Consider the following 13,718-nt stretch of genomic DNA (forward strand, 5'->3'; position numbering starts at 1 on the left):
CGCGACCACCGGCGCGTCGCCGAACGACTCCGGAGAGTAGTTGTGGCGCGCCGATGCACGCAGCATCACTTACGAAGGGTTATGGTGGAAACCCCCCCTCGGGCCGGTCCGTCTCCCCCCCACGGACCGGCCCGTTTTTTTGCCCCGGCACAGTCCCCCGGGCAGGGGTGGCGCCCCTCACCCCCGTCAACGGTGCAGGCCCCGCGGGGGTAGGCTGCGCCCCGCGGGGACCGCACCGTACGGAGGGGCTGACAATCACGTGAACCTGCGCGACAAGCTGCGCGGCCTTCTGGTCAGGCTGTACGCACGCCGGGTGGAAGGTCACCTGGACCACGCTCAGGTGCCGAAGCACATCGGCGTCATCATGGACGGCAACCGACGCTGGGCGAAGGCCTCGGGTTCCACCACCGTGCACGGTCACCGCGCCGGTGCGGAGAAGATCGAGGAGTTCCTCGGCTGGTGCACCGAGACGGACGTCGAGGTCGTCACCCTGTGGCTGCTGTCGACGGACAACCTCGACCGCCCCGACGACGAACTCGTCCCGCTCCTCGGCATCATCGAGGACGTCGTCCGCACCCTCGCCGCCGACGGCCGCTGGCGCGTCCACCACGTCGGCACCCCCGACATCCTCCCCTCCCACGTGCAGACCGCGTTGAAGGTCGCCGAGGAGTCCACCTCGCACGTCGACGGGATACTGGTCAACGTCGCCATCGGCTACGGCGGTCGCCAGGAGATCGCCGACGCCGTGCGCTCGATGATCGTGGACGCGGCGGACCGCGGGACCTCGATGGAGGACCTCGCCGACTCCGTCAGCGTCGACCTGATCGGCCGCCACCTCTACACCGGCGCCCAGCCCGACCCCGACCTGGTGATCCGTACCAGCGGCGAGCAGCGGTTGTCCGGATTCATGCTGTGGCAGACGGCCCATGCGGAGTACTACTTCTGCGAGGTCTTCTGGCCGGCCTTCCGCAAGGTCGACTTCCTGCGGGCCCTGCGCGACTACGCGGCCCGTCACCGCCGTTACGGCGGCTGAGGCACAAGTCCGCGGGCGCCCTTCGAGGGCGTCCCGTGTACCCGTCCGGGGCGGAAGTAACGAGGAGTTCACCGGCGCGCCGTCATATGCCGTGGCATGGCGGCGCATGTTCGAGGGCATAAGCCAAGCAGGTCGACGCCCGAACCACGGGTGTCGGATCTCAGCGGGCGGCACGGGGCCGTCCGCCCGGGAGGCCCTTTTGCACCAGCCCGACCGTGCGGTCACGGCACGGAAGAAGCAGCGGGGGGCCGGTTCTCGGCCCGTGCGAAGCGGCCGGAAACCGGTCCAGCTCCACTCCGTCGCTCCCCGACCTCATCCGAGGGGGTACGTCCTTCCGTGGTGACCAGCACAAAGCGCCGTATGCCAGACCGGCGCACCTATGTTCTCGACACCAGCGTCCTGCTGGCCGACCCGAACGCCCTGACCCGCTTCGACGAGCACGAGGTAGTGCTCCCCATCGTCGTGGTCACGGAGCTGGAGGCCAAGCGGCACCATCCGGAACTCGGCTACTTCGCCCGGCAGGCGCTGCGTCTGCTGGACGACTACCGGGTGAAGTTCGGTCGCCTCGACGCCCCCATCCCGATCGGGGAACTCGGCGGCACCGTCCGTGTCGAGCTCAACCACTCGGACCCCAGCGTGCTGCCTTCCGGCTACCGCCTGGGTGACAACGACTCCCGCATCCTCGCGGTGGCCCGCAATCTCCAGGCCGAGGGTTTCGACGTCACGGTCGTGTCGAAGGACCTCCCGCTCAGGATCAAGGCGTCGTCGGTCGGCCTCCTCGCGGAGGAGTACCGCGCGGAGCTCGCGATCACGGGCTCCTCCGGCTGGACCGGAATGTCCGAACTGACCCTGTCCGGCGAGCAGGTGGACATCCTCTTCGAGGAGGGGCACATCCATGTGCCCGAGGTCGCCGACCTGCCCGTGCACACCGGCCTGACCATCCAGTCGGAGCGCGGCAAGGCCCTGGGCCGGGTAACCGCCGACGGCGACGTCCGGCTCGTGCGCGGTGACCGTGAGGCCTTCGGGATCAAGGGCCGCAGCGCCGAGCAGCGCATCGCGCTCGATCTGCTGCTCGACCCGGACGTCGGGATCCTGTCCATGGGCGGCCGGGCCGGCACCGGCAAGTCCGCGCTCGCGCTCTGCGCGGGTCTGGAGGCGGTCCTGGAGCGCCGCCAGCACCAGAAGGTGATGGTCTTCCGGCCGCTGTACGCGGTGGGCGGACAGGAGCTGGGCTATCTGCCCGGTTCCGAGGCCGACAAGATGGGCCCCTGGGCGCAGGCGGTCTTCGACACGCTGTCCGCGGTCACCAGCCGCGAGGTCATCGAGGAGGTCACCGCACGCGGGATGCTGGAGGTCCTGCCCCTGACCCATATCCGTGGCCGTTCCCTCCACGACGCCTTCGTGATCGTCGACGAGGCGCAGTCGCTCGAACGGAATGTGCTTCTCACCGTTCTGTCCCGGATCGGCGCGAATTCGCGGGTGGTTCTGACCCACGATGTGGCGCAAAGGGACAATCTGCGGGTCGGGCGATATGACGGAGTGGTCGCCGTCGTCGAGAAACTGAAGGGGCATCCGCTCTTCGCGCACGTCACGCTGAACAGGTCCGAGAGGTCCCAGATCGCAGCACTTGTGACCGAAATGCTGGAGGATGGGCAGATCTGAATGAGCCGCCCCAATTGACCGGGGACAAGCGGTGATTGGCGCCGTCCGACAAAGGCTGTGAGCCTAGTCGGGCGGCGCCGGCGTATGTGGGGGTTTCGCGAAATCCCCAGGGTCCCCACGAGTGTGAGCTTTCACACGCAACTCGGAATTGCCTTGCGCAGTCTGGTTACGGCAAAGTCTCAGTCCTGTCAGGCCCCGCATGCGACACATCTGTGCCCCCAGCAGTCCGGCACCGCTTGAGCATCACCTTCAACTCCATACCGGCCGTCGTATGCCGCCCGTTCACCATGTGGCACCCCCTCACCGGGAGTTGCCCACCGGGCCCGTGTCTCCAGTGACCCCGTAGTTCGGAGACCAGCGACAAGGGCACGATTGCGTCCGCCAGGGTCACCGAAGCGGGCGATGCTGGAAGGAAAACCGTGTGAGCCGGATCTCGGTCCGGGGATTCGCAGTGGCCTCGGCCACGGCGGTCACCGCTGTCGGAAGCGTCGTCGGCGTTGCCTCGGGCAGCGTCGCGCAGCCCAACGACGCTGAAGCGACGGCCAGCGACGCGACGCTCCTCGCCGACATACCTGCGGGCCAGCAGGCCCAGGTGCAGACGGCGTCCCTCACGCAGCAGGCCAACGTACAGGCCATCGCCGCGGACGAGGGCGCGAAGAAGGACGCCGAGGAGTCGGCCCGCAAGGCCGCCGCCAAGTCGGCGATCGCGAAGAAGGAGGCCGCCGAAAAGGCTGCCAAGGACCGCGCGGAGGCCAAGGCCAAGGCCAGCCGCAGCGCGGGCGACTTCCCGATCCAGAGCTCCTACTCCATCGCGCAGATCCAGGCGATGGCGGCGCAGATGGTGCCCAGCGGCCAGTTCCAGTGCTTCAGCAACATCGTGGACCACGAGTCCAGCTGGAACTACCACGCCGTGAACGCCTCCTCCGGCGCCTACGGACTCTTCCAGGCCCTGCCCGCCGGCAAGTACGCGTCCGCCGGTTCCGACTGGCAGACCAACCCGGCCACCCAGATCAAGTGGGGCCTGAACTACATGGACAGCCGCTACGGCAGCCCCTGTGAGGCGTGGTCGTTCTGGCAGGCCAACCACTGGTACTGAGTCCACGCGGCCCTGGTCGTGCAGTTCTCCACCCGACGGCACAACAGAAGGAGACCGCGTGAGCCGGATATCGGCCCGGGGATTCGCCGTGGCCTCGGCCACCGCGGTCACCACTGTCGGCGCTGTCATGGGAGTCGCCCAGGGCAGCGTGGCCCAGCCCCACGACGACGCCGAGGCGACGGCGGGCGAATCGACCCTCCTCTCGGACTTACCCGTAGGGCAGCAGGCCCAGGTGCAGACGGCCTCGCTGACACAGCAGGCCGACGTCCAGGCCATCGCCGCGGACACCACCGCCAAGAAGTCGGCGGAGGAATCCGCCCGTAAGCAGGCGGCCAAGGACGCGGTGGCCAAGCAGAAGGCGGCCCTGGCCAAGGCGAAGGCCGCCCAGGAGGCCAAGGAGAAGGCGGCCGAGGCCGCCGAGACCAAGGCCACCACCGAGGTCGCCTCGACCTCGTCGGCCGGCAGCTTCCCGCAGCAGGCCTCGTACACGGTCGCCGAGGTCCAGGCCATCGCCCGCCAGATGGTGCCCAGCGGCCAGTTCCAGTGCTTCAGCAACATCGTGGACCACGAGTCCACCTGGAACTACCAGGCGGTCAACCCCTCGTCGGGCGCCTACGGTCTCGTCCAGGCCTATCCCGGCTCGAAGATGTCGTCCGCCGGCGCCGACTGGCGGACGAACCCGGCCACCCAGATCAAGTGGGGCCTGAACTACATGAACGACCGCTACGGCAGTCCCTGCGACGCCTGGGACTACTGGCTGGCCAACGGCTCCTACTGAGCCGCAGCCGCCCTCGGCCGCTCAACCCCGCGCAGCCCCTCCCCGTCCTAGGGGGAGGGGCTTTCGCCCTGTACGGTCGGTACGGCCGGGGCCGACGACTCCAGGGGGAGTGGTGGGGGAAGACGGGGGAAGAGGACGGATCATGTCGAGAGTTCCAGGATGGCTCGGCCGGCTGGGTGCCGGACTGAGCGAGATGGGCGAGCGGCTCGACGAACGGCGTGCCGAGGTCGAGCGGGAGCGGCGGGAGAGCGCCGCCGAACCCGAGCCGGCACCGCCCGACACCGCCGTACCGGCCGTCGAGGCCTACCCGGAGGAGGTCGTGCCCGCCGCCCCGCGTCCCGACCCCGCCCAGGCCGTGCCGTGGGGGGTCCGGGTCGCCGCCGAGGCGGGCTGGCGGCTGCTGGTGCTCGCCGGGACCGTCTGGGTGCTGATGAAGGCCATCAGCGCGATCCAGCTGGTCGTCATGTCCTTCGTGGTCGCGCTGCTCCTGACCGCGCTCCTCCAGCCCACCGTGGCCCGGCTGAAGCGGGCCGGAGTGCCCGGCGGTGCGGCCACCGCGCTGACGGCGATCCTCGGGTTCGTGGTCATCGGGCTGATGGGCTGGTTCGTGACCTGGCAGGTCATGGCGAACATCGACAACCTCTCCGACCAGGTCCAGGACGGCATCGACGATCTGCGCCGCTGGCTGCTCAACAGCCCCTTCCATGTCACCGACAAGCAGATCAACGGCATCGCGAAGAACCTGCGGGACGCCATCGGGGACAACACGGACTCGATCACCTCGGCCGGCCTGGAGGGCGTCACCGTCGTCGTCGAGGCGCTGACCGGCATCCTCCTGGCGTTCTTCTCGACGCTCTTCCTGCTGTACGACGGCAAGCGCATCTGGGAGTGGACGCTCAAGCTGGTTCCGGTCGCGGCCCGGCCGGGCGTGGCGGGCGCGGGCCCGCGGGCCTGGGCGACGCTCACGGCGTATGTGCGCGGCACGGTGATAGTCGCGTTGATCGACGCGATCTTCATCGGTCTCGGCATCTACTTCCTCGATGTGCCGATGGCCGTCCCGCTCGCCGTCTTCATCTTCCTGTTCTCCTTCATCCCGCTGGTCGGCGCGGTCGCCTCCGGCGCGCTGGCCGTCGTGGTCGCGCTCGTCACCCAGGGCGTGTTCACGGCGGTGATGACCCTGGCGGTGGTGCTGGCCGTGCAGCAGATCGAGGGTCACATCCTCCAGCCGTTCATCCTCGGCCGCGCGGTACGCGTCCACCCGCTGGCGGTGGTCCTGTCGGTCGCCGCGGGCGGCATGGTGGCGGGCATCGGCGGCGCCATCGTGGCGGTGCCCCTGGTGGCCGTCACCAACACCGTGGTGGGCTACCTGCACACCTACTCCCGCGAACAGGCCCTGCGGCACGCACCACGGCCGAGGGGCGCGACAGCGGCGGGGGTGGCACCGGTGGCGGCCCCCACGGCTCCGGCGACGGCCTCCGCGTCGGCCGGGGCGGCAGAGGCGCCCGAGGCGTCCGAGGTGCCTCGGGACAAGGCTCCCTGAGAGAAAGACCGAGGTCTTTCAACCGATCAAATGGGCTCCCGACAAAGCGATTTGAGTCCATCGGCGGAGCAACTTCCGTCAGTCGGGGGCAGGTCGGAAATCTCTCGCTGGAACATGCGCACGGACTGATACACCTTCCCTCCTCAGCGCTACGCGTCAGGCGTATGTGCGAGAGGCCCAAGGGGAGTGATGTCGGGCTACCAGCTGCTGGCACGCGACCTTGCCGCGTGCGGCCGGGACGGCTTCACCGGGGAACTGCGCGTCCTCGGCTCGCCCGGCGGCACCTTCCATCTGCACGGCGGGCTGGTCGTCGCGGTCGAGTCGCCGGGCGCGCCCGCCCCCGAGGCGCTGCTGTTGCGCTCGGGCCGGATCGGCGGCGAGGAGTGGGCCGGGCTGGTGCGTGAGTCGGGCGGCGCGCGCTGGCCGGCCGCCGGGCTGATCGCCCACGGATACGCGGGGGCCGCACAGCTCCGGGTGGTCTGCGCGATGGCTCTCCAGGACGCCGTGTTCGCGGTCGTCGCGGGCAGTGTCGACGGCTGCGAGCGCGGTCCGGCGACCGGGGTGCCGCCCGCCCCGGTGGCCGTGGGCGAACCGCCCACCCGGCTGCTCCAGGTGGCGTCCCGCAAGCTCGGCGCGCTCCTGGAACAGCCGTACCCCGTGCGCCCGGACCGGGAGCGGCCCGTGCCCGCCTCCCTGTCCTACGCGGCCGGCCGGCTCGGCGTGCTCCAGCGCGAGCTGCTGGCCCACGCCGACGGCCGGTGCACCTCCCGGGACCTCGCCTTCCGCACCGGGCGCGGGGTCTACACCGTGACCGTCGAGGTGGCCCGGATGCTGGGCGAGGGGCTCCTGGAGTGCGTGGACGCGCCCCGGCCGATCCCGGTCCGGCTGCCGCCCGACGGGCACGGCATACGCCCCCGCGAACCGGCCCCGCCCCGGCAGCCGCCGGTACCGGTGCCGGTGCCGGACGCGACGGCCCTGCCACGCCGCCGCCCCGGCGCCAGCGGCATCAACGAAGCCCTCACGACGGAACGGAACGGCACCGGCTGGAAGGAGTTCTTCCGCCTGCGGAACCCCACGGCGAAATGACGGCCCGCGCAGGAAACAAGCGGAAACCGCACGGAGAACCGACGCGGAAACAACACGCGGAAACAACACGCGGAAACCGCACGCAGAAGGCCCGGTAGAAGGCCCGGCAGAGGATCCGGCCGAAGGACCCGGAGAAGGACCCGGCAGAGAACCCCACGAGGGCCCCCCACGTAAGCCCCACGTAGACCCCCACGAAGAAGACGGTCATATGCGATCAGGATTAGGGGAGTTGCACTCATGGACCACACAGCCCTCGCGCGGGAGATGCGCGGCCTGCGGGAGCAGGTGACCGGTATCACCGACACGGCGCTGGCGGCGGCGGACGGACTGCTCATAGCCGCCGACACCGCCGACACCATCGACCCGGAGGGACTCGCCGCCCTCGCCGCGGCCGGCCTCGGCCTCGCCCGCCGCACCGCGCAGGCGACCGCCCGTGGCGCCCTGCACCGCACGGTGGCCTACGGCAGCCACGGCTGCGCCGCGTTCTACGCGGTCGGCGACACCGCGCTGATGGTCGTACTCGGCGACGAGGGCATGGACGTGGAGCGTCTGCACCGGGCGACCCAACCCGCCCTGCGCCGCATCGATCTGATCCTGACCGACCGGACCGACCGGACCGACCGGACCGAGACGACCGTGAAGACCGCCGAAGGAGTCTGAAGGGATGGCGACGAAACGTATGACCCCAGGTTTCTCCGACCAGGTCATGGGCCTGGTCAAGTCACTGCGCACGGATGCCCCCGACTGCGTCGCCTCCGGCGTCGTCGACATGTCCACCGGCATGCTGCTCTCCTACGAGACCGTCGACAACCATCCGCCCGAGGTCCTGGACCTGCTGGCGGGCGCGACGCTCGACCTGTTCCAGGGCCGTACGGTCGTGATGATCGAGGACGTCTTCAAGGAGCGGCGCGGGGTCCAGAGCGAGAACCACTTCTTCCAGGAGATCCTCGTCAACAGTGAGAACCTCACCCACCTGTTCGTGCGGATGACCGAGCAGCAGGACGTCGTCGCGGTGGTCGTCTGCCGCAAGTCCGTCAACGTCGGCATGCTGTTCGCCCAGGTACGCAGGGTGGTGCGGGAGTACCAGCTCTGAAAACGCGGAACGGTCCCTCCCCGCCCGGGGAGGGACCGTCCGTGCCGCGTGCCGCGGGTGCTCACCGCCCGCTCACTCCGTGCGCAGGCCGTCCGGCCGCAGCAGCTTGAGCAGCGGAGGCAGGCTCAGCAGCGTCACCATCAGGACGACGGCCGCGCCGAAGCCCGTCATCGACAGCACGCTCGCCCAGTCGACGCCCACCGGTGTGTCCGTCATCTTCAGCAGGATCGCGCCCAGCGTGATCCCCACCGCCATGGCCAGCAGCAGGCCCAGCCCGATCGGGATCGCCGTCTGCCACAGCACCGACAGGCCCAGCGTCCGCCGCCGGGTGCCGAAGGCGACCAGGGACGACAGCAGCTTGCGGCGCTCGCGCAGCTGCTCCAGCTGGGAGACCAGCAGGCTCGCCCCGATCAGCAGCAGCACACAGGCGGAGCCGACGAGCAGACCGGTGCGGATGGTGGTGAACTTCGTGTCCTGCCGGGTGGCTGACCAGGTCATCGGCTGGGCCAGCGGATCCACCTGGTACGCCGTGTTGCGGGCGTATTCGTAGGCGTCGGGCACGGACTCGTCGATCGACAGGTAGATCTGACCGTTGACCAGCTTCTCGGCGGCCTTCGGCAGCGCGCTCGGCGTCATCAGGAAGCCGCCGCGCTTGTAGTCGGTCAGGACCTCGACCGACTTGGCCTCGGTGATGCCCCGGGGGACGGTCCAGACGACGTCCGCGGTGTCCCCGGAGCCGGACGGCTCGACGTACAGCTTCTTGCCGGGCGTGTTCATCTTCGGCCCGTCGGCGGAGTACTCGTCGCCGTCGAGGACGAACAGGTCGCCGTCCTTGCACGAGGGCAGCTTCGCCACCGCGCGCAGGGCCGGGCAGTCGCCCACGGTCAGCTCGGTGGAGAGGTTCGGGCCGTTCTCCGTGTGCCAGGAGGTGTCGCCCAGGTAGCCCTCCCACAGGGCGGTGACCTTGCGGACGGCCTTGGTGTCGGCGAACTTCTGGGCGGTCGCGGCCAGCGGAGCGCCGTCCGGCACCCGGACCTGCATCTGCGCCCGGGTGAGGTCCTGGCCGGTGGGCTTGGTGTAGGCGCCGTCCACGCCGGCGAACAGCATCTGGAGCGCGATCGCACCGGCCACCGCCACCGCGATGCCGTTGACCATCCGGGCCGCCGTACCGCTGCTCAACTGGAGTCGACGTACGGCCAGTTGCCAGGCCACGCCACCGGAGCCGAGTCGGCTGACGACCGTCTCCACGAGCCATGGCAGCAGCGCGGTGATGCCGATCAGGATCAGCACGACGCCGCCGCTCACCAGATACTGGTTGAAGTCGCCGTCCGTCCGTCCCTGCCCGATCATCGGGTAGAGCATCGCGAAGCCGCCCAGGGGCATCAGCAGCCGCCACCACAGCCGACGCCGCGCGGGCTTCGCCGTGCGGACCACACCGAGCGGCTCGATCACCACCCCGCGCAGGGCGAAGAGGGTCACCAGGACCGCCGCCGTCGGCACCGCGAGGACGACCAGCGTGGCCAGCGCGGGGGAGGGGTCGACGTAGCTGGGCCACACGCTGATGCCCATCACCTCGACCGACCCGGCCACCTGGCGGCCGACGAGGAAGAAGACCGTGCCGAGGACCAGGCCCAGCAGGGCCCCGGCCATCGCCTCGCCCGCCGCGATGCGCCGGGTCATCCGGCCGTCCGAACCGATCAGCCGGAGGGCCGCGAGCCTGCGGTCGCGCCGTTCACCGCCGAACCGCACGGCCGCGGCGATGAACACGGCCACCGGCATCAGCAGGACGATGATGACGACGAGGACCAGCAGGAGCAGTACTGGGTCGGTCTCCTCCTTCGACGGGTTCGGGTTCCCGAACTCCTTCAGCCGGGTCGCCTCGCCCTGGCCGTCGGCGTACGTGGCCATGCCGGTGGCGCCCGAGTAGTAGGCGAGTTCCTGGGAGCCGACCAGCCCGCTCTCCTGGATGGTCCCCACGACGCGGTACGGGATCCGCTCCCGCAGCAGCGCCGAGCCGTCGGCGGCGAGCAGCTTCTTCAGCGCGGGCGAGACCACCATCTCGCCCTTGGCCGGGAACTCGCTCAGGCCGGGCGGCAGCGGGGCGCGCGCTCCTTCCGGCTCCACCAGCCGACCGCGTACGTCCTTGTCCCGGAACGTCGTGTCGGCGTTCGCCACCAGCAGGGTGTCGTCGCCCTTGACGAGCGGCTCGCTGCCGATCGGCCAGTCCAGCCGGGACTGTTCCCGGTCGTGTCGCACGGACAACGCGTTCGGTACCGCCGTCGTCAGCAGCAGCACCGCCACGCCGAGCCCGACGCCGACCGCGGTCAATATGGCCCGTATCCAGCCCTCTCGCCCGCCCGCGAAGGCGAACCGGACCCCCAGGCCGAGGTCCCTGGCCGACTGCCGCAGACTCATACGACCCGCTCCATGTCCCGCGACTTCCCGTCCCGGACGACTATCTCGCGGTCGGAGTAGGCCGCCACCCGGGCCTCGTGCGTCACGAGGACGACGGCCGTGCTGGCCGACCGTGCCGCCTCGGTGAGCAGTTCCATCACGCGTTCGCCGTTGAGCGAGTCCAGCGCGCCGGTCGGCTCGTCGGCGAACACCACCCGCGGGCTGGTGACCAGCGAACGCGCCACGGCCACCCGCTGCCCCTGGCCGCCCGACACCTCGCCGGGGCGCTTCCTGCCGAGGTCGTCGACCTCCAGCCGCTCCATCCAGCCCAGGGCGATGCGCTCGGCCTCTTTGCGCGGGGTGCCGTTCAGCCGCAGCGGCAGGGCCACGTTCTCCACGCAGGTCAGTTCCGGCACGAGCTGCCCGAACTGGAACACGAAGCCGAACTCGGAGCGCCGCAGCTCGCTGCGCCGGGCGTCGTTCATCGTCGCCAGATCACGGCCGTCGTACATGATCGAGCCCGCATCGGGCGTCACGATCCCGGCGAGGCAGTGCAGCAGCGTCGACTTGCCGGAGCCGGACGGGCCCATCACCGCGACGACCTCGCCGGGGTGGATGGAGAACTCGGCGCCGGCCAGCGCCATCGTCGGCCCGTACGCCTTGTGCAGGTTCTCGGCGGCGAGCAGGGATCCCCCGGGGGCGTTCACGCGATCACCGCGGCCTTCAGCTTGTCGAGCCGGGCGGCGGCGAGCTCCAGCCAGCGCAGGTCGGCCTCGAGGTGGAACAGGGCGTGGTCGCAGATCAGCTGGTCGGCGAAGTCGCCGGAGCGCTTGCGGTCCGTGAGGATGCGCATGCTGCGCAGGTGCTCGGCACGCTGGGTGTCGAGGATGTCGGCGGCGTCGCGGTGGGTCAGCAGCGCGAGGACGACCTTGGTGTACAGCGTCGACTGGAGGTACGGCTCGGGCTTCTCGGGTGTCGCGAGCCACTGCTCGACGTCGGTGATCCCGGCGTCGGTGATCGCGTACCGCTTGCGCTCGGGACCGCCGCCGGCCTCGATGCCGTCGACCTCGACGAGCCCGTGCTTCAGCAGACGCGACATCGTCGAGTAGACCTGGCCGTAGTGCAGCGGCCGGTCGTGACCGAACTTCTCGTCGAAGGCCCGCTTGAGGTCGTAACCGTGGCGGGGCCCGGACTCCAGGAGTCCCAGGAGGGTGTGACCGATGGACATGGAAAGGACTGTACATGCGGTGTATACCCGGTGTGTATACGCCCTGTGTGCAGGTGACGGCGGGGAGTGGGACTGCGCAGGTGAGGGCCGATTGTCACTGTTCTGCCACAGGCCGGGCGCCTGCCTCGGGCGCGGGGGCCACAGTCCGGGCATCTGCCATAGGCCCGGCTCCGCCACAGGCCCGGCCTCTGTCTAGGGGGCGGGCGGCGTCTGCCGCAGGTCCGGCGTCTGCCACAGGGGCGGCGTGCATCGGTGGCCCGTCCGGGGGAGGGGCTTGTCCGGGCGGCCCCGCTGTCCGTGTGCGGGTGTGTGCGGGGGGCGAAGCCGTTCAGGCGGGCGGGGGCCCGGGGGGCGAGCCGCCGGGGGGCCGGCCGCGGCGCGGGAGGGGCCCGGTGTCGCCGGGCAGCCGCCCGGCCTCCTTCAGCGCCTTGCGCAGCAGGAACTCGATCTGCGCGTTCGCCGACCGCAGTTCGTCCGAGGCCCAGCGGGCCAGCGCGTCGTGGACCAGCGGATCCAGCCGCAGCAGCACCTGCTTGCGCTGCTGCGGCCGGCGCTGAGGGGCCGGGCCCCCGGCTGCGTCACTCACTGGTAGAGGGTCCCGGTGTTCAGTACCGGCTGGGGCGCACGGTCCCCGCACAGCACCACCATCAGGTTGGACACCATCGCCGCCTTCCGCTCGTCGTCCAGCTCCACGATGCCCTGTTCGGCGATGCGCTGGAGCGCGGCCTCGACCATTCCCACGGCCCCGTCCACGATCTCCCGCCGCGCCGCGACCACGGCGCCCGCCTGCTGCCGCTGGAGCATCGCCGAGGCGATCTCGGGAGCGTACGCGAGGTGGGTGAAGCGGGACTCGATGATCCGGACGCCGGCCGCCTCCACGCGCGCGTGCAGCTCTATGGCGAGCTTCTCGGTGATCTCCTCCGCGTTGCCGCGCAGCGAGAGGCCGTCCTCGTCGTGCGAGTCGTAGGGGTACTCGATGGCGATGTGCCGGACGGCCGCCTCGGTCTGGGTGGCGACGAACTCCAGGAAGTCGTCCACCTCGAAGCTGGCCTGCGCGGTGTCCCGTACGTTCCACACCACGACCGCGGCGAGTTCGATCGGGTTGCCGTAGGCGTCGTTGACCTTCAGTACGGCCGTCTCGTGGTTGCGGACCCGGGTGGAGATCTTCTCGCGGGAGGTGAAGGGGTTCACCCAGCGCAGCCCGTCCTCGCGGATGGTGCCCCGGTAGCGGCCGAACAGCTGCACCACGCGGGCCTCGCCCGGCGACACCGTGTTCAGCCCGCACATCGCCAGGAACGCGGCGAGGGCGACCAGGATGCCGCCGGTGATCAGCGCCGCCTTGAGGCCGGCCGCGTCCACCTGGGCGCCGGAGGCGATCATCCCGGCGCCGGCCAGCAGTCCGGCCAGGCCGAGCAGCAGCGCGAGTCCGCCGGCCACGCTGCGCGCGGGGAACTCCTGCACGCGCGGGGCGGGCATGTCGGGTGTGTCGACGGTGTCGATGGCCGCTTCGGCGGTGGCCGACGGGTCGTGAGTGGGCATGGTGGGTCCCCGTTTCTCCTCGCCGCCTGATTCAGTGATCGGCGGACTATCTAAGTGATATCACTTTAGCGCCTCGTGGCAACCCTGTGCCACTCTCGTACGTCGGATTCGGTGGGGACGTCCGGGCGGTTCCCTCACATGGGGTGCTGATTCTCACGCCCCGTGCGGACCGGACCGAGACCCCTTCGTCATAGACAGCGGTGTTAGCTTTCTGAGCTGACCTGCCCCTGCCCCCGGGCACTGGTGTGACTGCCGAGTAGGAAGCGGAG

13 protein-coding genes are annotated in these 13,718 nt (G+C 70.4%); 8 read left to right on the plus strand and 5 right to left on the minus strand.

The genetic code is table 11. From position 1 onward, the window contains the following. Positions 1–259: 259 nt before the first annotated feature. From ASD48_RS20960 to ASD48_RS20995, 8 genes are all read left to right on the plus strand, one after another. Complete coding sequence (locus ASD48_RS20960) at positions 260–1,033, plus strand: isoprenyl transferase (RefSeq protein ID WP_057603155.1); 774 nt, start codon at positions 260–262, stop codon at positions 1,031–1,033. 336 nt (positions 1,034–1,369) lie between these two features. After that, positions 1,370–2,695: a PhoH family protein gene (locus tag ASD48_RS20965; protein ID WP_057603156.1), complete on the plus strand. Its 1,326-nt coding sequence runs from the start codon at positions 1,370–1,372 to the stop codon at positions 2,693–2,695. A 421-nt stretch (positions 2,696–3,116) separates the two neighbouring features. Next, a complete protein-coding gene (locus ASD48_RS20970; protein ID WP_057603157.1) occupies positions 3,117–3,791 on the plus strand; it encodes a transglycosylase SLT domain-containing protein in 675 nt (224 codons plus the stop codon). A 58-nt stretch (positions 3,792–3,849) separates the two neighbouring features. After that, positions 3,850–4,569, plus strand: a complete 720-nt coding sequence (locus tag ASD48_RS20975) for a transglycosylase SLT domain-containing protein (RefSeq protein WP_057603158.1) — start codon at positions 3,850–3,852, stop codon at positions 4,567–4,569. A gap of 142 nt (positions 4,570–4,711) precedes the next feature. Further along, on the plus strand, positions 4,712–6,109 hold the full coding sequence (locus ASD48_RS20980; protein WP_079073879.1) for an AI-2E family transporter: 1,398 nt from the start codon (positions 4,712–4,714) through the stop codon (positions 6,107–6,109). Between the two features lie 189 nt (positions 6,110–6,298). Continuing rightward, on the plus strand, positions 6,299–7,195 hold the full coding sequence (locus tag ASD48_RS20985; protein ID WP_057603160.1) for a hypothetical protein: 897 nt from the start codon (positions 6,299–6,301) through the stop codon (positions 7,193–7,195). A gap of 237 nt (positions 7,196–7,432) precedes the next feature. Next, positions 7,433–7,855 (plus strand): roadblock/LC7 domain-containing protein, encoded by a 423-nt coding sequence (locus ASD48_RS20990; RefSeq protein WP_057603161.1) that lies wholly within the window; start codon positions 7,433–7,435, stop codon positions 7,853–7,855. Positions 7,856–7,859: 4 nt separating this feature from the next. Next, a complete protein-coding gene (locus ASD48_RS20995) occupies positions 7,860–8,288 on the plus strand; it encodes a hypothetical protein (protein ID WP_028806553.1) in 429 nt (142 codons plus the stop codon). Between the two features lie 72 nt (positions 8,289–8,360). Here the strand turns inward: ASD48_RS20995 and ASD48_RS21000 are convergent, their stop codons facing one another. From ASD48_RS21000 to ASD48_RS21020, 5 genes are all read right to left on the minus strand, one after another. Beyond that, positions 8,361–10,703, minus strand: coding sequence for an FtsX-like permease family protein (locus tag ASD48_RS21000; RefSeq protein ID WP_057603162.1), 2,343 nt, complete (start codon positions 10,701–10,703; stop codon positions 8,361–8,363). Further along, a complete protein-coding gene (locus tag ASD48_RS21005) occupies positions 10,700–11,389 on the minus strand; it encodes an ABC transporter ATP-binding protein (protein ID WP_057603163.1) in 690 nt (229 codons plus the stop codon). Before ASD48_RS21005 ends, ASD48_RS21000 begins: the two co-directional genes overlap by 4 nt. Then, on the minus strand, positions 11,386–11,910 hold the full coding sequence (locus tag ASD48_RS21010; RefSeq protein WP_020128023.1) for a PadR family transcriptional regulator: 525 nt from the start codon (positions 11,908–11,910) through the stop codon (positions 11,386–11,388). The genes ASD48_RS21005 and ASD48_RS21010 overlap by 4 nt, the downstream gene beginning before the upstream one ends. A 328-nt stretch (positions 11,911–12,238) precedes the next feature. Beyond that, positions 12,239–12,496, minus strand: a complete 258-nt coding sequence (locus ASD48_RS21015; RefSeq protein WP_057603164.1) for a hypothetical protein — start codon at positions 12,494–12,496, stop codon at positions 12,239–12,241. Next, positions 12,493–13,449 carry an SPFH domain-containing protein gene (locus tag ASD48_RS21020; RefSeq protein ID WP_057603165.1) on the minus strand — a complete coding sequence of 319 codons (957 nt, stop codon included), beginning with the start codon at positions 13,447–13,449 and terminating at the stop codon, positions 12,493–12,495. Before ASD48_RS21020 ends, ASD48_RS21015 begins: the two co-directional genes overlap by 4 nt. Between the last annotated feature and the right edge of the window lie 269 nt (positions 13,450–13,718).

Origin of the sequence: Streptomyces sp. Root1310 (assembly GCF_001426425.1) — a bacterium.
Lineage (GTDB): Bacteria > Actinomycetota > Actinomycetes > Streptomycetales > Streptomycetaceae > Streptomyces.

Coding starts and splice junctions, on each gene's coding strand:
- ASD48_RS21010 (WP_020128023.1), bottom strand. CDS start 11,910: ATGTCCATCGGTCACACCCTCCTGGGACTCCTGGAGTCCGGGCCCCGC.
- ASD48_RS21020 (WP_057603165.1), bottom strand. CDS start 13,449: ATGCCCACTCACGACCCGTCGGCCACCGCCGAAGCGGCCATCGACACC.
- ASD48_RS20985 (WP_057603160.1), top strand. CDS start 6,299: ATGTCGGGCTACCAGCTGCTGGCACGCGACCTTGCCGCGTGCGGCCGG.
- ASD48_RS20995 (WP_028806553.1), top strand. CDS start 7,860: ATGGCGACGAAACGTATGACCCCAGGTTTCTCCGACCAGGTCATGGGC.
- ASD48_RS21000 (WP_057603162.1), bottom strand. CDS start 10,703: ATGAGTCTGCGGCAGTCGGCCAGGGACCTCGGCCTGGGGGTCCGGTTC.
- ASD48_RS20980 (WP_079073879.1), top strand. CDS start 4,712: ATGTCGAGAGTTCCAGGATGGCTCGGCCGGCTGGGTGCCGGACTGAGC.
- ASD48_RS20990 (WP_057603161.1), top strand. CDS start 7,433: ATGGACCACACAGCCCTCGCGCGGGAGATGCGCGGCCTGCGGGAGCAG.